Here is a 22,168-nt window from a genome sequence, read left to right as displayed (position 1 = left end):
CAGCATTTTATAAAGGTGGGATATAACGATTATGACCTTAATTGGCATGCTTCACCATCGAGAGGATCCTCAAAAGGTGAGAAGAGCATATGCTTACTCAGCTGTAGCGAAAGCGGAAGGGATTCCCTTTTTTTACTTTACGCCTGGGAAAGTCAATATGGATGACCGAACAATTAATGGGAAAATATATGAGAACGGAAATTGGCAGGAAAAGAAGTTCCCTTTTCCAGACGTTATCTATAATGCCAGCTATCCTCTAACGGATAAAGCAGAAATAATCGTGGATATTTTATCAGAAATCATTCCTTTTACAAGTCACTCAGTTGGTGATAAATCATATGTTAATAAGCTGATAAAAAAAGGGGAAATGTTTGCGCAATATCTTATACCTTCAATGGATTTAATAGACGCTAATCGATTTATGCAAATGGTCCGTCATTATCCAAAAGTAATTATGAAACCAGTATCCGGGAATCAGGGAAAAGGGATCGTTTTTATTGAAAAGGAAGGAAATGATAAATACAGAGTAAATGAACATGGGGACATTTCTATTTATACTAAACAAGAATTGGTCGAATTCACAATTCGAAAGATTCAAGAACAAAAGTATTTAGCTCAACAGTTCATTTCCTGTCAAATTAAATCGGGCCAAGTATATGACTTCCGGTTGCATGTACAAAAAAACGGCGAAGGAAAGTGGGTCATTACCTCAATATATCCACGCATAGGAACTGTAGGAAGCATTGCACCAAATATCGGAAGTGGGGGATATACTGGTTATCTGGATATTTTTTTACAAAAAGAATTCGATGATTCCTGGTATAATATAAAAAAAACACTTGAATATTTCGCTATAAGTTTTTCGAACCACTTTGATTCTTTGTATGATGATGTGTCATTGGATGAATTAGGGATTGATGTTGGAATTGATGAAAATCAAAAATTGTGGTTATTTGAAGTGAATTGGAGACCAGGAGCGCCAATCATATTTAATTGTGAATTAGATGTAGCGAGAAATACGATTCAATATGCTAAATATTTAGCTGAAAATAGCCAACGTAATGTAAAAGATTGACCATTGTAACTCTTGATGTTCTTATATACTTTTGGTTAAAGCATCTATCTTCTGGATAGATGTTTTTTACATGGCTGTTGTCGTAAACTTTGTTGCTTGTAAATTCTATTTATACTACTATCCTGGGGTGATTTCCGTTACAGGTACTCGCTTTTCCGGCAGGAGTCTCACGCCTTCTGCTCCAATCAACATAATGCCGAAATCAACAACTAGCTTTAACATAACCTTACATAAAAAATATGCTTGCATTATAATGGTGAAAATGTTAATTTGAATAATAAATCGAAATAATTACGATTTGTATGAAAGGGTGTTCTTATGCTGGATTGCATTATTGTTGGTGGGGGGATTCAAGGGATAACACTGGCCACCTTTTTACTTAAATCAGGGAAAGTGACTGTCGACCAGCTTGCTATTGTTGATATGAATGAAGAGCCATTGGCCAGATGGAGGCAATGTACGGAAGTCATTTCGATGCCTTATTTACGATCGCCATCCGTTCACCATTTGGATGTTAAACCGTTCAGTTTGCAAACTTATGTGAAAAAAAGTGGGGATGATTGGAATACTGCTTTTTATGGTCGATATAAACGCCCTTCATTGGCTGCCTTTATGGAGCATTGTGAGCATCTTTGTGATGAATTATCTATAAAACGGGCTTGGGTGCAAGGGAAGGTCAGAGCCGCCTCCAAAAGGGAAAATGGATGGGCCGTCCATTTGAGTAATGGCGAGCAACTATACGGTCGCAAACTTTTCCTTGCCATTGGGATAGGAGAGCAGCCGTACTGGCCAGAGTGGGCGGTTCGGTTAAAACAAAATCAGGAATCTACTATTTTTCATATTTTCGATGATCAATTACCTGCTTTTGATCAAGTAAAAAGGCCAATCACGATTATTGGTGGTGGAATTTCTTCCGTTCATTTGGCACTGAAGCTCGGTGAAAGATTTCCGAATGAGGTTACATTATTGAAAAGACATCCATTTCGGATTTTTGATTTTGATAGTGATCCAGCATGGTTAGGACCAAAGAATCAATATTCTTTTCGCAATCTGAAAAGTTATCAAAAAAGGCGTGAACAAATTATCGAAGCGCGGCATAAAGGCTCCATTCCACCTGACTTACATATGAAATTGTTAAATCGGATAAAGCAAGGGAGCTTACGTTTAGTAGACGGAGAAGTGGAAAGTACTGAAGTTCAAAATGGAAACATTATGCTTCATGACAAAAATGGCAAGATTATTGAACAAACTGGAACAATATTATTAGCAACTGGTTTTTTGTCATCATTACCAGGAGAAGAATGGCTATCTCCCGTCATCGACATGTACCAATTGCGTTGTGCTGACTGTGGTTATCCCATCGTTTCACAGTCTTTACAATGGGGTCCAGATTTATATGTCACAGGGGCTTTGGCAGAGCTTGAAATCGGACCAATAGCTCGAAATATTTCTGGAGCACGCCATGCGGCAGAACGAATTGTCGCTAGTTTATAAGAATATAGAGATGATATAAATCGTAATCATTTCAATTTATAAAGGGACAAATGATCACCAAACAGTTAACAATTAGTGTCGTGCTTAGTATTTTGCTATTAGTTCTATCGGCATGCTCAACCTCATCTGAGCCATTAAGTTCTTGAAATGATAGAAATAAAGAAGAACAAAAGCACTTAATCTTTCTGTCTAATCTTCCAAGTGAAACTTTAGTACACACTTAAATGATACAGCAGTAAGAGCATGTGTGACAGTAACCTTAGTGAAGATTAATTTATGTGTTATTAAAATGCGATAGTTATTTTATCCACTTTAAATAATTCTGTTTATTAGTAAATAATAAATATTAATCCAAGCAAGTAATAAATGATGTTTGCAGCGATTAGACTATAAAATAACAGGGAATTTGAAGTTGGAACCCATACTTTAATAAGTTCCCAATTGATCAGGTATGGTATGTTATAATGACAAATAAGTTAACTGATTAATTATTTTGGTTAACATTTGAATTTTAATTAACGTGTCGAACTGGGGAGAATTTATGTATAAGCTGCGTGGTCATCATATTTTTTGTCTTCTGGGCTATCGGGGAATGGGCTATTCCAAAGAATACGTTGAAAATATGACTAAATTGCATCAAACATTGAGAGAAAACCCTAAGACCGGGATTCAGCTTGTAAGGGGACCTGATCAGTTGTGTGAAAAGTACCCCAACTCAGGTGAATACCACTGCCAAGACAACAATATTTATGAAAGAGATTCCAATATCTTAGATAAATTGGGGCTTAAAGTCGGACAAGTTCTGAGTTGGGAGGACATTGAGTCACACATCCGGCAGTATGTCGTACCCGCCGATATTAAAAATGTGTGTGAAACTTGTTCCTGGCGTTTATACGGGGTTTGTGAGGAAGGTATTCAAGAGATTCTTGAAGGGAAGGGCTTAAGGGAAGTTAAATAAGTCCTCCCTTTTATATTGGCTATGTTAAAGCTTGTTGTTGATTTTAGCACTTTGTTGATTGTGGAGTGGAAGGCGTGAGACTCCTGCTGGAAAAGCGAGTCAAAGGGAAACCCCACAGCCGCAATGCGCCGAGGAGGCTCCCGGACCGCCCGCGGAAAGCGAACGCCTCTCGCTGCAATCAACAGGCAAGTTTAACAGCTCCTATTAATTAAAAAAACATAAATCATAATCATTACGTTTTATATTGACGGAAGATTCGAAACATAGTATATTCATAAAAGTATAAATAGTAATTGTTACGATTTACACCTATTATTATAATGGAAAAGGAGATCTTTTATTTATGAAAAAGGAACTTATCAAATCAATATTTGTGTTTTTCTTATTAGGTTTAGTCCTTACAGGCTGTCAAGAAAAAGTAGATACACCTGTCGAACATGCTTCCTCAGATTCTGAACCTACTTCTTCTACTTCTAATTCTGAATCTACAGAAGGTACCAATCATAGCCATAATCATAACCATAATCACGATGATGAAAAGCAGAAAGAAATATATTCAGGGATATTTGAGGATGACGAAGTTGAAGATAGGGAATTATCAGATTGGGAAGGAGATTGGCAATCAGTCTATCCATACTTATTAGATGGAACTTTAGATAAGGTCTTACAGAAAAAAGTAGAAACAAACAAAGATAAAACCTTTGAAGAATACAAAGACTATTATAAAGTTGGGTATGAAACAGACATTAATCGGATCGTTATAAAAGATAATATGATGACATTTTATAAAAATGGAGAAGGAAAAGTAGGAGAATACAAGTATCATGGATACGAAATTTTGACTTATGAATCCGGAAATAGAGGCGTTCGATATTTATTTGATTTAGTTGGGGAAGTAGATGGAGTACCAAAACATGTTCAATTCAGTGATCATAGTATTTATCCAACAAAAGCAGAACATTACCATATTTATTTGGGAGATGAAGATCATGGCACTCTTTTAAATGAATTAGACAATTGGCCAACTTATTATTTTTCTAATCTAAGTGGAGAAGAAATTGTAGAAGAAATGAATGCCCATTAATTTTTATCGCTATTTTCCTCTTTTAGTTCGATAGAATAAAATATGGCTTTAGAAAAAAGCAATATTAACAGTTTCTCTCAAATACATATGTAACAGCAAATGAAGAAACGTCATTTTAAAAAAGTTTGATTAAAATGGCGTTTTTTTTATTATATTTGATCAATTTTAATATCGATCTCAACTTAAAATAGTAATTTTTTTCAATTCCTCTTGGGATTCTTCCTCATACAGATAGGTAAGGGTTTGAATAAGTTAAGGGCACGACAAACGTATATCATAGGCTTCAATTCTAAGCAATAGAGTTCGTTAACTAGTTAAGGGTGTGTTATTCTTTTTTGGGAAAGGGATGATGATAGAATGGTTAAGGAAATTCAACTAAATGATACGAAAATCAAAATCACACATTATGAAGAGAAAAAAGAAAAAAACGGAATTCGAATTTCGGTAACTTTTTATGTTACAAGTGACGACTACCATGACATAACAACACTTCTTTATAAAGGAACATTTGATGTAATAGTACCTGAGAAACATCTTGAGTTCCGCGGAACGATCCAAGAATATTCAACATCTATTACAAATCTATACGAAAAAGGACAAATTGGCGAATTTAAACTGACTTTAAAAGAAGGAACAAAATAGAAAAGGGGAATTTCATTTTATGAAATTAAGCATTTTAGATCAATCTCCTATTTCAACTAATCAAGCGGCACACGAGGCACTACAGGAATCAATGAAACTTGCAAGAATAGGGGAGACATTAGGATATTCACGTTATTGGATTGCTGAACATCATGCATTGCCAGGGCTTGCATGCTCAGCACCCGAGGTGATGTTAGGTTATATTGGAGCAAACACAAAAAATATACGAATTGGCTCTGGGGCGGTTTTATTGCCATATTATAAGCCATATAAAGTGGCAGAAACCTATAACTTGTTATCCACTCTATTTCCAAATCGGATTGATGTGGGGATCGGGAGGGCACCGGGTGGTCCTGCTGAAGCATCAAATGCATTATCAGACAACTATTTGCAAAATGTCTATAAAATGCCTCATTTGGTAAAAGAATTAATTAAATACATAGATAATGAGGAGTCCATATTACCGGCTTCTCCGTTGCCGCAAATTAGTCCTGAACTTTGGATGCTAGGAACGAGTAAAAAAAGTGCAAATTTTGCAGCGGAAAATGGTTTAGCTTATTGTTTCGGACAATTTATGAGTGATGAAAACGGAGAAGAAACTATCCAACAATATCGTAATTCATTTCAACCAAGAAAAAAAGGCCAAAAACCTTACGTTATTATGGCTTTATCAGTAATTTGCGCAGAAACTACTCAAAAAGCAGAGGAAATTGCCTTAAGTTCGATCATTTGGAAACTGCAAAACGAGAATAGGGAAGAGAACCAAGGTGTTCCTTCTTTCGATGAAGCAAAAGAATTTCAATTAAATCTACGTGATCAAGAGTCAATTGAAAGAATAAAAAAGAAAATGATTATAGGTAATCCGAATGGGGTAAAAAGTAAGCTTTTAAAGATTCAATCTCATGTATTAGCAGATGAAATCATGATTGTAACCATCACTTATTCACCAAAGGATAAGCATCAATCATATCAATTAATCGCCGAACAATGCATCAAATGAAATAGTTGGACAATAATACGTAATGTTATACGACTTCAGTAGTTGAACAATATTAGAAAGCAAGTCATTATTGAAGCTCACTGTTGATGCGATGTTTCCTTCTATCGCCACCATTGCTCCGTTGCCACCTATCATTGGGTATTGATGAAAGCGTTCATGTAAAATGGGGAGTAAATCACGGATTGGTCTAGCTGAAGCAAAAATAACTTCATGTCCTTGATCAACTAATTTTTCTAATGAGCTAAGCAGCTTATCAGAAACAGGCTGCCCTTTAAAGCAAATCGTCCCGTCCAAATCAAATACAAATTTCATAGTATGTCACTCCTATTGCCTTTTGTTATTTAATGAAAAAAATTCATTGTATATATAAGTGGGTACCAACGAGATTAAAATAAAAAAGGTTATAAATAATATGTTATACCATTTAAAACCTTTTTTGTTTTGTTTTTTTATTGAAAATTAGGAGCAGGTATGTATCCACGTGATCTACTTGTGAAGGATTACAGTGCTAATTGTAAATGTTGATAATTGAATGAATTTAAAGGAAAAACAAAATATAAGAGCTCTCCATTTATTATCTTGATTAGCTTCGTTGCAAAAAGCTTAATTCCCAACCAGGGCGCGGTATTTGGTTGAACCAGTTGTATAGACGTAAGCAAATGCCCCTATAATGAAAGAATCTCCAACAGAATTCTGGAGATTCTTAAGATTATTTATTAAATTTATCAGGAAACTGCTTCACAACTCCCCTAGAAATAGTATCTGCCATTAGGATGATGTGTGTGACCCCTTCATCAATTGAAACGATTCTTGCGTTCCAATCTTTTGCTAAACTTGCAGATAAATCATTTGTCACTAATTTCAGATGCATATACAGCAAATTTTTTAGATCTTCATTTTTTAAATAGGGGTTGGCCCCGCTAAGGAAGGCTGCTATTTCATCAGCATTTCTATACCATTCTTTGTTTAGCTGATTCACCACGGCTTTATTTCCGCTTTTAGCCGCATCTACAATTTTCCCCGCAATAACAATATGATCCTTGAGCAAATCCGTAAGTTTGTTCCCAGCTTTCTCTCCGTATACTGGCTTTACAGAATTACCAATATCCTCCTGATTTTTCAGAAGCCTAGTCAGTACCTGTTTTTGATCCTTCGCTCCTGCTGTTGTTGCACTTGTAATATAATTACTTGTCCACAATACATGATCCATCCAAAGTCTCCTGAATTTATTTTCGAACTTAACCTCTCAATGGAATATGGTTTATTCCTTTAACCGGGCTTTGGTTGTATTTTATAAAAATTGGATAAACTGAAATGTGTTCTTCAAAGTAATCATGTATACTTAATTTACGCGATTAATTTTCTAAATTATTAATTTATTATTGGAGGAAATATGAAACTAGGTGCATTCTCTGTAAGTTTAAGTGTAAAAGACATTAACAAATCAAAATCATTTTACGAGAATCTAGGATTTCAAGTGTTTGGAGGGGATATTACCCAAAATTGGCTCATTATGAAGAATGAAAGTTGCATAATCGGTCTGTTCCAAGGAATGTTTGAAAAGAATATTCTTACTTTTAATCCAGGTTGGAATGAAAATGCCGAAAATCTCAATTCATTTACGGACATTAGGGATATTCAGAAACAACTTAAAGCAAAAGGAATTAAAATGCTGTCTGAAGCGGATGAAACAAGCGAAGGTCCTGCAAGTTTTACAATTGAAGATCCTGATGGTAATCCGATTCTGGTAGATCAACACAGATGAAATGAAGGATGGAATGGGAACATAAAATTAATCTTCAATTATAATTGAATCTATTTGATACTGAATGGGTTCTTTTATTTTGCCCTCATAATGATGGGCTACTTAATTTTCAAGCCAACCCTTATGGATGTACCAACAACTATAATATTTATTCAAGAAAAGGGAGTATTTCTTAAATAAGAACTTCACTTCTTGTGTTAAGCAAAAATCAATAACTTCTTAATTATACAACAAATCTTTTTATGCATACTCATTGATTAAAGAACGTTTGTTCTGTTATAATTATCCTATAAACATAAAATGAGAACGGGTCGAAAACTAACAACCATCCATTCTGTATACTCAAACCGTTCAGGCCATCGTGGATAAGTATGTGGCGAATCGTGAAACCATTCGAACACTGTGAAAAAAAGATAAAAAAGCAATTTCCCCTTGGCGAAGAAAGTCATATTTTTTGTAACAATCGGGTACTTTTCTGAACCTCTTGGGTTATGAGACTGTTTAAACGAAGAGTATATAAATGAACAATGATGTAGGGGAAAATACTTTTCTACTTCTAAATAATATTGTGTTACTTTTTCAAAAGAAAAGGAAATTAGAAATTCTTTGTGGAATGGAATGTAGTAAAGTGAAAGCAAAAAGGAGAAAAATATGTGCCGAAACATTAGAACCTTATTTAATTTCGATCCACCAGCTACCGATGAAGAGATTCACGCAGCATCTCTTCAGTACGTCAGAAAGATAACGGGCTATAACAAACCTTCAAAGGCGAACGAGGAGGCATTTTTTCATGCAGTCAATGAGATAGCATTGGTTTCTAGGAACTTATTGAATACACTGGAAACGAGTGCTGAACCTCGCAATCGTGAGGTGGAAGCTGAGAGAGCTCGTGCTAGAGCAGCTAAAAGGTTTGGAACGAATGAGTGAGGACTAAAGAATAGAGTTAAAGAATTGAAAGCGAAAAAGAAAGAACATTATATGACATAAAGGAGTATTTAAATGAACAACTATTCAACAACCACTTTAACAATGATAAGAAATTTTGATGTAGCACCTGAAAAAGTTTTTGACGCATGGTTGAACAGTGAGATGATGAGAAAATGGTTCTTTACATTGGAAGGGACGAATAAAGTGGCACAAAATAATCCTCAAGTAGGTGGCACTTGGGAAATTGTTGACCATCGAGGTGGAAAAGATTATCGAGCAATAGGGGAATATCTTGAAATTGATCCTCCAACAAAATTAGTGTTTACATTTAAAATGCCACAATTCAGCGAAACAGAAGATACGATTACTGTGGAGCTAAAAGAACTTCAACAAGGCACTGAAATGACATTTTCACAAATCATCATCGTTCCTCATGAAGAAAATTGGACAGAATCTGATATTGAAAAAGCTCTTGGAGAGTATCGCGATGGATCTGAACATGGGTGGAATTTAATGTTCATGGGACTTAAGGAATTAGTTGAGACAGGGAAGATTAGCTATACAGGCTAAAATAGATGAAAGTAGTGTCAGTGTACTAGAAGTTGACAAACGGGTAGCGTTTCTACAATATGTGGAGACGCTTTTTTATTAACTGGTTTATTTCGGAATAATAGTTTTTGATTTAATCTTAAAGAATTTTGGTAGAGGTGATTTTCGATGAAAAAATGGACAAAAGACATAGAAATAAACGCTCCAATTGAACAGGTTTGGAAGTTTCTTGATGGTTCTTTAGAAAATATGCAAGAAATTATGCCTCAAGTTGTCGAACACAAGCCTATTAAAATAACTGAAGAAGTGGTTGGGAGTATATACCGCCAAAGTTATCGAGAAGGAAAACGAGTAGAAGAGTATGATGTAGAAACATTAGAATATTCGAATGAAGCTAATAAGAAAAAGTTAAAAGTCGGTTTTACTCTTGCTAATATGTTTGAAATTACCGCTTTTTATGAATTAAATAAAATAAATGATCATAAGACTTTATTAAAATATACAGTGACCAATCGCCCGTTAAAGTGGTTTGTGAAATTATTTTTATTGTTTGCTACTGAAAAAGTGGTCGTTGAATTTTTAGGACGTGTCAAAAATGTAGCTGAGTCCCAAACATATAAAGGAACATTTGGTTAACTCTTAACCGACATCCATCTCCCCCCTCTCTCGTTCGCCGATAAGAGGGGTTCTTTTTTTACAAAACAAATAAGACGTTAGTACGCCACCATTTACCATGATGGATCGCTCCTGTAGCACGCTACACTCGCCTAATCACAATGGTGGCGGAGCGGAGCCTGACTTTGAAGTCCTTTCTTAATATAAATACGTATATCTGCAATGTAGATTGTCTAGATTAGTAAGTTGCGAAGCCTTGTCCCCATGTCTGCATACAAAATGATAAATTGAAAAAATTGAATTATTTTCAAACCGTTTGGCAGTTTGTCTCGTTACCTATAGTATAAACAGATTTTTCTGAAAGGAGAGTAGAGAGGTGTGAAGAAGAAAGGCATTTTTGTTGCGGGCATAGTATGTTTGCTTGTGTTGTTAGGATTTTCAACAGTCATGGAATCTAAATGGCATCCTGCAAAGAACGATGTTGTAAAAGTATATGGACCAGGTGGACCGCTTGGACCAATGAAGGAGTTGGCAGATCGTTTTACGGATGAAACTGGGATCAAAGTCGAAGTAACTGCGGGCCCTGAAGTAAAATGGATAGATCAAGCCAAACAGGATGCTGATATTATTTACGGCGGATCTGAGTATATGTTGACGGATTTTATCCTGAAACATCCGGGTATTATTAATGAAAAAACTCGTACTGATTTGTATCCGCGAGCAGCTGGAATTTTAGTTAGAAAAGGAAATCCAAAACAGATACAAACATTGGAAGATTTAACGAAAAACGGTGTGAAGATTGTAGATGTGAATGGAGCAGGGCAACTTGGTCTTTGGGAGGACTTGGCAGGAAGGAAAGGGCTTATTTCTGGGATTAGCAAGAATATTGTGATATCAGTAGAGTCGAGCGCTGAAGCTATCGAACTTTGGAAGAAGAATTCTAAATATGATGCTTGGATTACATATGAATCTTGGCATTATCGTCTAACAGATGTAACAGAACTGGTTCAGCTTCCAGATGAAGAAAAACTTTATCGAGGAACACCGATAAGTATAACAAGCAAGACGGACAATAAGAAAGAAGCTAAACAATTTATTGAATATTTAAAATCAGAAGCCTCTCATCAAGTGTTTCAAAAATGGGGCTGGAAGTGAAGGAGTGGAGTTAAATGAAGAATAAATGGATGTTTATGTTAACGATTGTTGCAAGTGTACTGTTTTTAGCAGCCTGTGGCAATGATACGAAAGATTCTGCTACGGAAGATCAAGCGGTTACTACCACAGCTGATGAGACGACACCGAGTCTGAAATTATTGGAAAATGAAAAAGTAGGAAAGTATTTGGCTGATTCGAAAGAAATGGCACTGTACTATTTTAAAAAGGATGAACAAGGAAAAAGCAGCTGTTCGGGTGAGTGTTTGGAAAATTGGCCACCGTTTTTGGAGCAGGATTTTAATGTACCAGAAGGCTTTGACAAAAAAGATTTTGGAACAATTAAAAGAGAGGATACTGGTGCAGAACAGGTTACCTTCAAAGGATTCCCGCTCTACTATTTTGTAAATGATAAGCAAGTAGGCGATGTCAATGGAGAAGGTGTCAAAGATGTTTGGTATATTGTAAATAATGATACGGTTTTTCCATAATACGAAAACAAGGGGAATGATCAGACTCGTGATTGTTCCTGTTGTTCGTTTTCAAAAATTACTTGGCGAGGAGTGCAGGTGCGATTGAAAAAAAAACTTGATCAAGAATTAATGGCATTAGTAATTAAAAAGCATCGTCCTGCTCTGGAAGAACTTTATGACCGCTATATTAAATTAATCTATGGCTTCATTTTTAAATTTACTAATGGAAATGAAGAAAAAACAAAAGAGATTGTGCAGCTCGTTTTTTTAAAGCTTTGGACGACAAAAAGCAGTTTTAGCCCTGAAAAGGGGAACTTCGTGAATTGGCTGTTAACGGTTACACGGAATGTATGTGTAGATTATGTTCGTAAAGACAGTATTCATATTCAGAATAACCAACAAATCGGGATGAGTCAGTCAATTGACATAGAGGATCCGAATAATGATATCGAAAATGGACTGATTAACAGTGAAATTACGAAAGCAAAAAATAAGTTAAGCAAGCCACAAAAACGACTCATTGATTTATTATATTGGAAAGGGTATTCGCTTACGGAAATTGCTAAAATTGAAAATGAACCGATTGGAACGATTAAGAGCAGACTTCATCAGTCACTCAAGCAGTTGAAGAAGTATTTGGAAGTAGGTGATTTGTAAATGAAAAAAGAATGTGATAACCTGCTTTCATTTTTATCAGATGAATTAGAAGAAAAAGAAAAAAAGGCATTCGCAGAACATTTAATTCACTGTTCAGAATGCACCAGGGAGTATGATCAAATGACGGAAGCCTGGAATTCATTGAAGTGGGATTTTGAAGAAATGGCTCCCCCTGTTACTCTTAAATCGGAAGTGATGAATTTTGTTTTTGAGCAAAATCATGAAAAACCTGTACATAAGGTGAAGCGATGGAGCAGCTTTTTTAGCAGGCAGTTTACACCGGTCACTTCAGGACTCTTTTTGGCTACTCTAGTTTTAGCGATTATCCTGTTTTATTCCAATGTACAGTTAAAAAAAGAACTGCAAGCAACCGATCTACCAGTAAAAGTTAAAACGGCATTTTTATTGCAGCCTGCCGATAAAACGGCTGTAAATATGAATACGGCCGGAGCTGCATATATCCTCGAGCAAGGTCATGAAAAAAGTTTAGTCGTACAAATTCGGAACTTACCTGCATTACAAGAGTCTGAAGTTTATCAAGTGTGGCTTTTGAATAATGGTAACCGGACGAATGGCGGCACTTTTAAGCCAGATAAAGCTGGGACAGGGTCATTGACGTACAAGCTGCCAGCAAATAATCAATTCAATCAAATTGGCATTACGAAAGAACCAGATCCAAATGGTACACAGCCGCGAGGTATAAAAATAGTTGGATCTTCTTGATCATGAGTGAAGGGTTGACTACACACTCTATACATTGTTTACTGTGTCAATTTCACAGAAACAAAATATAGTAGAGGTGGAGTTCAGCCCTTTTGTTTATTTCCTATTAGAGTGCGTCTTTAATGACCTTTTTGTAATAAAAAACAGATAGGATACCAAAAATTGAGTACAATGCGGTATAAAGGACCATCACGATAATCATTGGTGTCCAAACTTCAGAGCCAAATAAAAACCAGCCTGATTGAACGGCAAAATAGCTATGGCATAACCCAATGACTAAAGGAATTCCGAAATTAAAAATTTGTTTGGCTTGGATTCCTTTTAACAAGTCTCGTTCTGTAAACCCGAGTTTTCGTAAAATCGTGTAATTTGGTTTTTCGTCTTCACTTTCATCCATTTGTTTAAAATAAAGGATACATCCGGAGGTAATCAGAAACGTTAATCCTAAGAAGCCAACGATAAACATTATAAGCCCCATATTTTGTTTTTGATTGTTACTCGTTTCAAGGCGAGAATCATTTTGACGATTATCACTAAATTTCATTTTTTGAAAAATCTCATTTGCTTTTTCAATCGTTGCTGTATCTTTCATATCAATGCCGATATAAATCGTAGATTCTTTTTGAATGTCTGTATTTAGATCCTGTTTTAGACGTTCGAAAATGGTTTTGTCAACAATGGCAGTGGGTAGACCACCGTTTGTGAAATACAATGAAACAAAAGAATTTTTCTTTAGTCCGATATAGTTTTGCGGTATGTCTTCATGTTGCCCTTTCAATGCAATGGGGCCAGAGTCTTTTAAAGACATAAATTTCTGTAGCAGGTCACTATACCCGGTAAAAATAACTTCTTTAGCAGATACATCGATATCCTCTACATCTTGGTCACTAATAACAGGAATGGTCATGACGTTCGGATCAAAGTTCATTTCCTCTAGATTTGTCTCCAATATTTGCTCCATATTAACATCAACTTGAATAACATCCACGGTTTTCTCACTATACTTCATTTGATTTGCTTGTAATGCTGCTTTAAATTGTTCGGCATCTTTTTGATTCGCAAATGAAAAGTCGTTAGGGACATAGTTCTCGGCCATTTTTTCTGCAGAGTAGTAGGAAATATAGCTTAACGATAATAAACCAATCGCAAGGGCAGATACGACCGTAATAATGGTTAATAATAAGGCGTTTGATTTCATGCGAAACATAATCGATGATAGAGACAATACTTCATTGATATTTAAGTAACCGTGTTTCTGTTTGCGAATAATATTTAGAATAAAACGGACAGAACCTTTATAGATAAGATAGGTTCCGATGATGACTGATGCCAAAATAATAATCATGGCAAGAAATAGTTCAGTCATGGTTGTGAAGTCTCCACTAAATAATTTTGATGAAAGATAATAGCCGATTATGATCAAAATTATGCCTGTCATCCCGATGAACATTTCAAGAAAGGACACCTTTTTTACTTTGCCTTCTGTCATGGAAATGGTTCTAAATAAAGATAAAATGGTTTGCCTTTTAATAAATGCATAGTTCATCAACATAATAAAGCAGTAGATGACACCAAACACAACAAGTGTTTGGATGAGTGCCTGAAAAGAAAAATGAAGGGTTGCGATCGCTTCAACAGCGGTAATTTTAAATAAAATCATAATAATTAGTTTGGATACGGAAAAGCCAAGAAAAATTCCTACTAGTAATGAACTAAAATAGAGGATAAAGTTTTCTATACTAAGAATGCGGAATATTTTGCTTTTCGTCATGCCGATTAATTGAAATAAGCCAATTTCTTTACTGCGTCGTTTAATAAAAATGCTATTGGCGTACAAGAGAAAGATTGAAACAATCGCGACAAGTAAGACGGAAGCTGTTCTGATAGCAGCCGCTCCTTTAATTGATCCTTTTGTTTCATCCATCGATGGGTCATATTGCAAGGTAACAAATGCAAAATAAAGTGCGGCACTAAAGATTAAGGCAAAAACATACAGGTAATAATTTTTTAGATTCTTCTTCAGATTGCGGAAGATGAGTTCATTGATGCTCATGTTGGACCCCGCCTAATACACCTTGTGTCTTCATGATGTCATGGAAGAAGGTCTGCCTTGTTTCTTCCCCTTTATTTAGTTGTGTATAAATTTGTCCATCTTTGATAAAGACGACTCGACTGCAATAACTAGCGGCAACAGGATCATGCGTAACCATAATAATCGTTGCTTTGCGTGTTTGATTTAATTCGCTTAATTTGTTTAATAAGTCTGAAGCGGATTTTGAATCGAGTGCACCAGTCGGTTCATCAGCGAAAATAATGCTCGGTTCATGAACAAAGGCTCGTGCTGCGGAGGTACGCTGTTTTTGACCACCGGAAATTTCATTGGGATATTTATCTTTCAGTTCATAAATACCTAGTTCTTTTGCAAGGGTAGCAAATTTTTGTTCAGCTTCTTTCTTCGGTGTCTTTGTAATCGATAACGGTAATAGGATATTTTCTTTGACCGTCAGTGTATCTAATAAATTGTATTCTTGAAAGATAAAACCCAAATGGTGCTTGCGAAATTCGGCTAATTGTTTTTCTTTCATATTACTAATTTCTTTACCTTCGATTTTAATGGTCCCGTTACTAATTTTATCAATGGAGGATAGAACATTAAGCAAAGTCGTTTTCCCTGAACCGGATGCTCCCATAATACTTACGAATTCGCCTTGATGAATGCGAATATCAACCCCTTTTAATACTTCTTGTTTATTAAATTTATTGCCATAGCTTTTATGAATTTTTACAGCTTCAAGTATATGCATAAGTACCCACTCCTTTTTCTATCAATAAAATTAAGTATAATGCGCGTAAGCTTACTTTTCCTTCGATTGAGCGAACAAAGAATAAAAGCATATGACATTTTTGTCACATGCTTGTTAGCTTTACGAATTCATTTCTTTTTGGAAAGGTTAACGTAAAAGTCGTTTCAGCGTAAAGTTCTGATTTGACATATATATCAATATGTAATGGTTGAGCTGCTTTTTTGGCTAAATATAGTCCCATCCCTGTTGCTGCATGGTCTTGATGGGTGGTCGTTGTAAAGCCCCTATCGAATATACGCGGTATATCCCTAGGATCAATGCCTCGTCCGAAATTTTTTACTTCAAGAATGGTTTGCTCAGCTTGCTCATAACTTGTAATCATTATATCGGCTGCTGTACTATATTTGACTGCGTTTGTTAAGAGTTGTCTAATGATAAAAGCCAGCCATTTGGCATCACTAAGTACTTCAGTTATCTCTAATTGGATTGCAAAGCCAATCCCTTTTTGTATGCACCATGATTGTAATGTTTTAATTTCAAAGAAAATGAGCGTTTCTAAGTTCGTATTTTCTATGTATAAATCATTTTCGATGGATGGAATACGCTTTTGATGGAGCTGTTGGTCAAGTAGAAGATGGATTCGCAACCATTCATAAGTTAAATGAGTTTTCATCATTTCATTGTCTAAGCGATCAATCATTAAATGCATCGCTGTCAACGGTGTTTTTACTTCATGAATCCAAGCCAATAGTTCATCTTTCTCTTGCTCTAAAGTTAGTAGATTTTGTGAAGCTACCTGTTTTTGTAATTCGGTTTGGTTTGTCATACTATCTTCTATTATTTTTTCAAACGGACTTTCTGGATAGGCGATGCTCGTTAAATCAAGATTGTTTTCTCTATCTACTAAACTTCTATAAAATTTCGTTTCTTTATGGTAGCGAAAGATCAAAAAGATTGTAAAAAAGATCATCGATAAGAAGACAAGATAGAGGATGGGCTTGAGCGGAATTGCCGAATCAATGTAGGCGACAAAGATGATTAATAATTGTAAAAAAATAAATAAAATGATCCAGCTGCCTCTTTCTATGACATATTTTTTAATCATATATAGTTGCCTCTTCTATGGCTTTGTATCCTTGCCCAACTTTCGTTTCGATAAAGCTTCCTAAACCAATTTCATCGAGTCTTTTTCGTAAACGATTTACATTGACTGTTAGGGTGTTATCGCTGATAAAGCGCTTATCATCCCATAAGCTATTAATTAATTGCTCTCGACTTACGATCTTATTTTTCTGCTCAATCAAAAGTTTTAAAATAAAAATCTCATTTTTTGACAGTTCAATTGATCCAATAGTAGTAGTAACCGTATTTTTCTCATAATCCACCGTTGCCCCACACCATGTTTTGAGCTCGATTTTTTCACTATTGTAATTATAGACACGACGAAGAATCGCTTGTACCTTTGCAATTAGCACATCAAAATGAAAGGGTTTTTGGATATAATCATCCGCACCAAACTGCATAGACATCACAATATCAGTAGGATGATCGCGAGAAGATAAGAAGATAATTGGAATGTTGGAATGTGATCGAATCATTCTACACCAATGAAACCCATCGAATTTTGGCAATTGAATATCAATAATAACTAAGTCAGGCTTTATATCCGTAAATTCTTGAATCACTTTACTAAAATCAGTAATCCCATAAACGTCATAAGACCATTGGGCTAATCGATCTTTTATCTCATTAAATAGAGTCGTATCATCTTCAATTAACAAAAGTTTAAACAACTGGATTCACCACGCCTTTAGATTAACTTTACAATAATTGTATAATAAATAATTAGTGTTTGCTATTGTGCTATGTGTTTTTTAGGATATATATAGTAGAATTTGATGCTAATTCTTCAACATGTAAACTTGCCTACCATTGTGGAATAAGGTTGAGAAACAGGAACATGCCATATTGATAAAAGTTACTATTATCCAGGGAACGAGAAGAAGCTATCCTTAAAGTGAATATGGATGAGTTTTTTAGGAGAAGACTATTTAAAAAAAGCCTAGTATATATATGAATGAAAATGATTTTGGAAATATATAAGGTACAAAACCAAGGGCCATGCGTAAGAAAATATTCGATTGTTTAGATCAATATTTTTGAATTCCATTATACATAGAAAAATTCATGGTGATAAAGTATAACATTGAATCTAAGTAGAATTTGTAACAAAATAGATTGAAAATTTAAAAAGCATCGAATGACGGAATTAGTCATACGTGTCACCTGTGTGTTTCGTGAAAACTGAGCCCTTCAAAAGGAGAAGGTCAGGGTTCAATATGGCCGTTATCACTTCTTAGAATACTTTAAATACACCTTTGTTTGCGGAACCCCTTAAGGTTTTGGTGCAAAAATCATTAGATGACATCAATAAATTACAGAGATACAGGAGAGGAATATATGAAACAAGTCATTGATAATATTCGAAACGATCAGCATTTGCTTTTTACATACGACTCACGTCCCATGACTGAAAATATGAAACGATACAGCGAGTTTTACAATCTCCCAACAGAGAACGTAAAGTACCGTTACGGATTTGAACAAGTTGCTCATGAATGGCTGTTTATCCAATCCTTTCGTCCCTTACAGGTAAAATCTCATATTCTCCTTCTTCACGGATATTATGATCATACTGGAGTGTTAAGTGCTGTCATACGTTTTTTGGTTCAACAAGGGTTTCATGTGTTGATATTTGATTTACCGGGACATGGATTGTCAACAGGAGAACGGGCAGTCGTTACGGAGTTTTCTCTCTATGCAGAAAGTATTCGTGAAGTCGTACACAGACACCTCTCCTCAAGCTCTCTTCCCGTCCATATCGTGGCTCACAGTACCGGAGCTGCTGCGGCAGTCGATTATATACTGAACGATCATGAATCGTCCCAGATTCGAAAAGTAGTTCTCATCTGTCCACTTATTCGGTCTTATCGATGGAATGCAATCACCATCGGGATAAAACCATTAAAGGTGTTCACCCAGCAATTGAGAAGGGTGTTTCGAAACAATTCATCAGATTCGAAGTTTTTGCGCTTTGTGAAGCAGGATCCATTGCAGTATGATAAAATCCCTCTCAGTTGGCTAGAAGCATTGATGAAATGGAATGAATCCATCAAGGAAGGAACCCCCAGTCCTGTCCCTGTTCTCATCCTCCAGGGAAAAAAGGATACAACGGTGGATTGGCGATATAATGTCGTTTTCTTACTGAAGAAGTTTCCAAATATAGATGTTGAACTTATAGAGAACGGAAAACATCATTTATTAAATGAAGAAGAGCTGATGAGAGATAAGGTGTTTTCTTCTATCCATCGTTATTTAACAAGTGATGCGTAAACGAGAACTCACGCCTTTGGTTTTCGATGAAGCAAGGCGCTACGCAGAGGAGGAGGTCCAATTTTATGTTTTGTATTAGTTATATTCAAAGCTGCTTTGTTTATTTTTTTGATTAAAAAATAACTTTATTGGAGTCTTACTATTCGTCATAGTTATATTTAGTAGGAGCGATATTCAGAGTTTTTACATGTTATTCCAGAAAATATGGTAAATAATATACTGGTAGCTGCTTATCATGTATCATCATTCGGATTCATGCAAAATTGGAACTTCATCTTAATTTTCTGACATGGAATTAAGGAGCGGTGTTGAAGAAGATTTTGATTGAAGTTTGTACTTATGATGTTTTTCTTATTGTGCTAGGGGCAAGGAGATGGGAAATACAAACACCACTCAGAGTGGTGTTTGTAATGAAAGCTATTATTTATTCAGGATATATTTGACAAGTTAATGTTCTTTTAAGTTAGATAAAGGAATATCTTGTTCGTTCTTTGGTTCATCGAGGGGATAGATTCTAGCTATTTCATTATTTTCATCCACATTTTGAATATAGATTGGAACCCCATTATAGGTTACATTAGCCATAACTGGCGAAGCAGCAATCTCTTGTGCCCGTTGTTTGTTCATTATAATGACCTCCTTTTGATTTGTAACAGTTATAATGTTTACTTTTAACTACTTAAGTATTCTTGTTATTCAATTTTAAGCAAACAGAAATTTAAATATGGTTACTCAACTGGGTGGCTTTAGTTGAAGATAATGAAAACCATTATGTAACAGTATTCTTAACTTATTATTGTGTGGTGTTTCATAAGGGTCTGACCTCGCACACTAAATCAGCATGTAGTGCCCCATTCACTTATCGCATATTATGTAGTTTTGAGGGGTCTGACCCACAGTTTCAAAAAATTAGAGCATGTTGAATCTACCTAAATTTCAATAATGATAGGGAGAATCATTGGTTTTCTCTTCGTATGTGTGAACACATATTGACCTACTGATTTTCTAATCTTTTGTTTCATTACATTCCATTGACGGATATTCTCTTCATTTAGTTCTTTAACGGTTTTCTTAACAATGGTGTTAATCTCTCTTAGGTGGTCATCGGAATCTCTTACATACATGAATCCACGCGATATGGTATCTGGTCCTGAAATAATTTTTCGCTCTGATTTACTGAGCGTTAACACAATGACTAGCATTCCATCTTCCGACAGTTGTTTGCGGTCTCGTAAGACAATTGCACCGACATCACCAACACTGATCCCGTCTACATAGGTATCACCAGCTGGAATGTTTCGAGTCTGATTGGCAATTGAGTTTTCGATATCAACGACATCACCATTTTTAATGATAAATGTATTCTCCTTCTTTACTCCAACAGATTCGGCTAGCATTCGGTGGTGGTATAGCATTCTATATTCACCATGAATCGGGATGAAATAGGTTGGCTTCATTAAGGTAAGCATGAGTTTTAAATCTTCCTGGTAGCCATGACCCGAAACATGCATTCCGGTCGTGCTGCCTGAGCCATAAATCACGTTAGCACCCAATTCGAATAAGTGATCGATGATACGGGAAACATCTTTTTCATTCCCTGGTATTGGCGATGCAGCTAGAATAACAGTGTCCCCAGGATAAATGGAAACATCCCGATAGTTGCCAGTCGCGAGGCGACCAAGAGCGGCCATTGGCTCACCTTGACTTCCTGTACATAAGATGACTACCTTTTCAGGAGACATTTTATCAACTTCGTGTGCCTCAACGATCATCCCTTCAGGAAGCGTTAAATACCCACGTTCGATTGCAACTGATACGACATTCACCATACTTCGGCCAAGTAAGGAGAGCTTGCGTTTTGTCTTGATTGCAGCATCCACCACTTGCTGAACACGATTAATATTTGAAGCGAAGGTAGAAACAAAGATTTTCCCTTCGGCTTTCATAAAGGCCTCGTTCATATGGTTTCCAACCATTTGTTCAGACGGAGATAAACCAGTACGTTCCGCGTTCGTACTTTCGGATATTAAAACTAAGACACCTTCTTTTCCAATTTCAGCCATTTTATGAATATCTGGAGATTGATGATTCGCGGGTGTTAAATCGAATTTGAAGTCCCCGGTATGAACGACATTTCCTTCTGGTGTATGAAAGACAATGCCTAGACAATCAGGAATACTATGGCTTACTTTGAAAAAGGATACATGAATCTTTCCGAAATTCAGTTTTGATTCAGAATCAATCGTAACGAGTTTCGTATCTCTTATTAGCCTATGTTCCTCTAATTTTAATTCAATAAGACCTAGTGTAAAATGAGTAGAATAAATGGGAACATTTAATTTCTTTAAAAAGTAAGGAATCCCACCGATATGATCTTCGTGTCCATGTGTCACAATTAAAGCTCGAATTTTCTCCTTATTTTCTTCCAAGTAGGTAAGATCAGGGATAATTAAATCAATACCTAATAAACTTTCATCTGGAAACTTCCCACCACAATCAATAATCACGATATCATCTGAATATTGGAGCACATACATGTTTTTACCGATTTCATTTATGCCGCCTAATGCAAAAATGGATAATAAATTTTCATGTGTTCTCAAATCTAAACCTCCCAATGCCAATTAGTATTTTTAGCATTCCCTATTGAGACATCTTTAATTAAGTTTAAATACGCTAATCAGAAAGATAGATACAGCAAGTGATGTATCTATTTTGCAAAAAATTCTCAACAATAGTACAAGCCATTTCATATAAAGGACATATTATGTTACGAAGAGAAGGTCCTGAAAAGCCTGAGGGCGTACTCGCCATTTTGGTGGTGCCGGGGATGACAGGCAGGGGCATGATGGAAACT

23 protein-coding genes are annotated in these 22,168 nt (G+C 35.8%); 15 read left to right on the top strand and 8 right to left on the bottom strand.

Features of this window, described 5'->3' with window-relative positions:
* Positions 1-31 precede the first annotated feature (31 nt).
* The 6 genes from V179_RS0116595 (at position 32) to V179_RS0116570 (ending at position 6,253) form a co-directional block, all read left to right on the top strand.
* Positions 32-1,075: a YheC/YheD family endospore coat-associated protein gene (locus tag V179_RS0116595; protein WP_028392477.1), complete on the top strand. Its 1,044-nt coding sequence runs from the start codon at positions 32-34 to the stop codon at positions 1,073-1,075.
* Between the two features lie 318 nt (positions 1,076-1,393).
* Entirely contained in the window at positions 1,394-2,569 is a 1,176-nt protein-coding gene (locus V179_RS0116590) for an FAD/NAD(P)-binding protein (RefSeq protein ID WP_028392476.1), read from the top strand.
* Between the two features lie 541 nt (positions 2,570-3,110).
* Positions 3,111-3,527 (top strand): DUF1284 domain-containing protein, encoded by a 417-nt coding sequence (locus V179_RS0116585; protein ID WP_028392475.1) that lies wholly within the window; start codon positions 3,111-3,113, stop codon positions 3,525-3,527.
* 343 nt (positions 3,528-3,870) lie between these two features.
* Positions 3,871-4,611, top strand: coding sequence for a metal-binding protein ZinT (locus tag V179_RS0116580; RefSeq protein ID WP_028392474.1), 741 nt, complete (start codon positions 3,871-3,873; stop codon positions 4,609-4,611).
* Positions 4,612-4,968: 357 nt separating this feature from the next.
* Positions 4,969-5,253, top strand: a complete 285-nt coding sequence (locus tag V179_RS0116575; RefSeq protein WP_028392473.1) for a DUF3219 family protein — start codon at positions 4,969-4,971, stop codon at positions 5,251-5,253.
* A 19-nt stretch (positions 5,254-5,272) separates the two neighbouring features.
* A complete protein-coding gene (locus tag V179_RS0116570) occupies positions 5,273-6,253 on the top strand; it encodes an LLM class flavin-dependent oxidoreductase (protein ID WP_028392472.1) in 981 nt (326 codons plus the stop codon).
* Here the strand turns inward: V179_RS0116570 and V179_RS0116565 are convergent.
* Complete coding sequence (locus V179_RS0116565) at positions 6,227-6,565, bottom strand: HAD hydrolase family protein (RefSeq protein ID WP_028392471.1); 339 nt, start codon at positions 6,563-6,565, stop codon at positions 6,227-6,229. The two genes, V179_RS0116570 and V179_RS0116565, sit on opposite strands and share 27 nt — an antisense overlap.
* Positions 6,566-6,962: 397 nt before the next feature.
* Positions 6,963-7,463, bottom strand: coding sequence for a glycosyltransferase (locus V179_RS28180; RefSeq protein WP_235179060.1), 501 nt, complete (start codon positions 7,461-7,463; stop codon positions 6,963-6,965).
* Positions 7,464-7,646: 183 nt separating this feature from the next.
* Between V179_RS28180 and V179_RS0116555 the strand changes: the two genes are divergently transcribed.
* The 8 genes from V179_RS0116555 to V179_RS0116515 all read left to right on the top strand — a co-directional run bounded on the left by V179_RS0116555 (position 7,647) and on the right by V179_RS0116515 (position 13,114).
* Positions 7,647-8,018 (top strand): VOC family protein, encoded by a 372-nt coding sequence (locus V179_RS0116555; RefSeq protein ID WP_028392470.1) that lies wholly within the window; start codon positions 7,647-7,649, stop codon positions 8,016-8,018.
* 651 nt (positions 8,019-8,669) lie between these two features.
* Entirely contained in the window at positions 8,670-8,945 is a 276-nt protein-coding gene (locus V179_RS0116550) for a DUF2277 domain-containing protein (RefSeq protein ID WP_028392469.1), read from the top strand.
* 72 nt (positions 8,946-9,017) lie between these two features.
* Positions 9,018-9,515: an SRPBCC family protein gene (locus V179_RS0116545; RefSeq protein ID WP_028392468.1), complete on the top strand. Its 498-nt coding sequence runs from the start codon at positions 9,018-9,020 to the stop codon at positions 9,513-9,515.
* Positions 9,516-9,662: 147 nt separating this feature from the next.
* Positions 9,663-10,130: an SRPBCC family protein gene (locus V179_RS0116540; protein ID WP_028392467.1), complete on the top strand. Its 468-nt coding sequence runs from the start codon at positions 9,663-9,665 to the stop codon at positions 10,128-10,130.
* A 426-nt stretch (positions 10,131-10,556) separates the two neighbouring features.
* On the top strand, positions 10,557-11,264 hold the full coding sequence (locus V179_RS0116530; protein ID WP_084552429.1) for an extracellular solute-binding protein: 708 nt from the start codon (positions 10,557-10,559) through the stop codon (positions 11,262-11,264).
* 14 nt (positions 11,265-11,278) lie between these two features.
* The gene (locus V179_RS0116525) at positions 11,279-11,752 is read left to right on the top strand and encodes a COG4315 family predicted lipoprotein (RefSeq protein WP_028392465.1); all 474 of its coding nucleotides are present in this window, start codon (positions 11,279-11,281) and stop codon (positions 11,750-11,752) included.
* Between the two features lie 84 nt (positions 11,753-11,836).
* Positions 11,837-12,391, top strand: a complete 555-nt coding sequence (locus V179_RS0116520) for an RNA polymerase sigma factor (RefSeq protein WP_028392464.1) — start codon at positions 11,837-11,839, stop codon at positions 12,389-12,391.
* The gene (locus V179_RS0116515; protein ID WP_028392463.1) at positions 12,392-13,114 is read left to right on the top strand and encodes an anti-sigma factor; all 723 of its coding nucleotides are present in this window, start codon (positions 12,392-12,394) and stop codon (positions 13,112-13,114) included.
* 106 nt (positions 13,115-13,220) lie between these two features.
* On the opposite strand, the gene V179_RS0116510 is transcribed toward V179_RS0116515, so the two are convergent.
* The 4 genes from V179_RS0116510 to V179_RS0116495 all read right to left on the bottom strand — a co-directional run bounded on the left by V179_RS0116510 (position 13,221) and on the right by V179_RS0116495 (position 17,711).
* Positions 13,221-15,167, bottom strand: a complete 1,947-nt coding sequence (locus V179_RS0116510; protein ID WP_028392462.1) for an FtsX-like permease family protein — start codon at positions 15,165-15,167, stop codon at positions 13,221-13,223.
* On the bottom strand, positions 15,154-15,918 hold the full coding sequence (locus V179_RS0116505; protein ID WP_028392461.1) for an ABC transporter ATP-binding protein: 765 nt from the start codon (positions 15,916-15,918) through the stop codon (positions 15,154-15,156). The genes V179_RS0116510 and V179_RS0116505 overlap by 14 nt, the downstream gene beginning before the upstream one ends.
* A gap of 103 nt (positions 15,919-16,021) precedes the next feature.
* Positions 16,022-17,023, bottom strand: coding sequence for a sensor histidine kinase (locus tag V179_RS0116500; RefSeq protein ID WP_028392460.1), 1,002 nt, complete (start codon positions 17,021-17,023; stop codon positions 16,022-16,024).
* Positions 17,016-17,711 (bottom strand): response regulator transcription factor, encoded by a 696-nt coding sequence (locus V179_RS0116495; RefSeq protein WP_028392459.1) that lies wholly within the window; start codon positions 17,709-17,711, stop codon positions 17,016-17,018. Before V179_RS0116495 ends, V179_RS0116500 begins: the two co-directional genes overlap by 8 nt.
* 667 nt (positions 17,712-18,378) lie before the next feature.
* Between V179_RS0116495 and V179_RS0116490 the strand changes: the two genes are divergently transcribed.
* Complete coding sequence (locus tag V179_RS0116490; protein WP_028392458.1) at positions 18,379-19,311, top strand: alpha/beta hydrolase; 933 nt, start codon at positions 18,379-18,381, stop codon at positions 19,309-19,311.
* Between the two features lie 447 nt (positions 19,312-19,758).
* Here the strand turns inward: V179_RS0116490 and V179_RS0116485 are convergent, their stop codons facing one another.
* Together V179_RS0116485 and V179_RS0116480 are read right to left on the bottom strand one after the other, a co-directional pair.
* A complete protein-coding gene (locus tag V179_RS0116485) occupies positions 19,759-19,938 on the bottom strand; it encodes a small acid-soluble spore protein H (protein ID WP_028392457.1) in 180 nt (59 codons plus the stop codon).
* Positions 19,939-20,240: 302 nt separating this feature from the next.
* Positions 20,241-21,914: a ribonuclease J gene (locus V179_RS0116480; RefSeq protein ID WP_028392456.1), complete on the bottom strand. Its 1,674-nt coding sequence runs from the start codon at positions 21,912-21,914 to the stop codon at positions 20,241-20,243.
* Between the last annotated feature and the right edge of the window lie 254 nt (positions 21,915-22,168).

The sequence above is a fragment of the Bacillus cihuensis genome (genome assembly GCF_000504145.1).
GTDB classification, from domain to species: domain Bacteria; phylum Bacillota; class Bacilli; order Bacillales; family DSM-1321; genus Peribacillus; species Peribacillus huizhouensis.
This window is presented reverse-complemented; position numbering and strand designations above follow the sequence as displayed.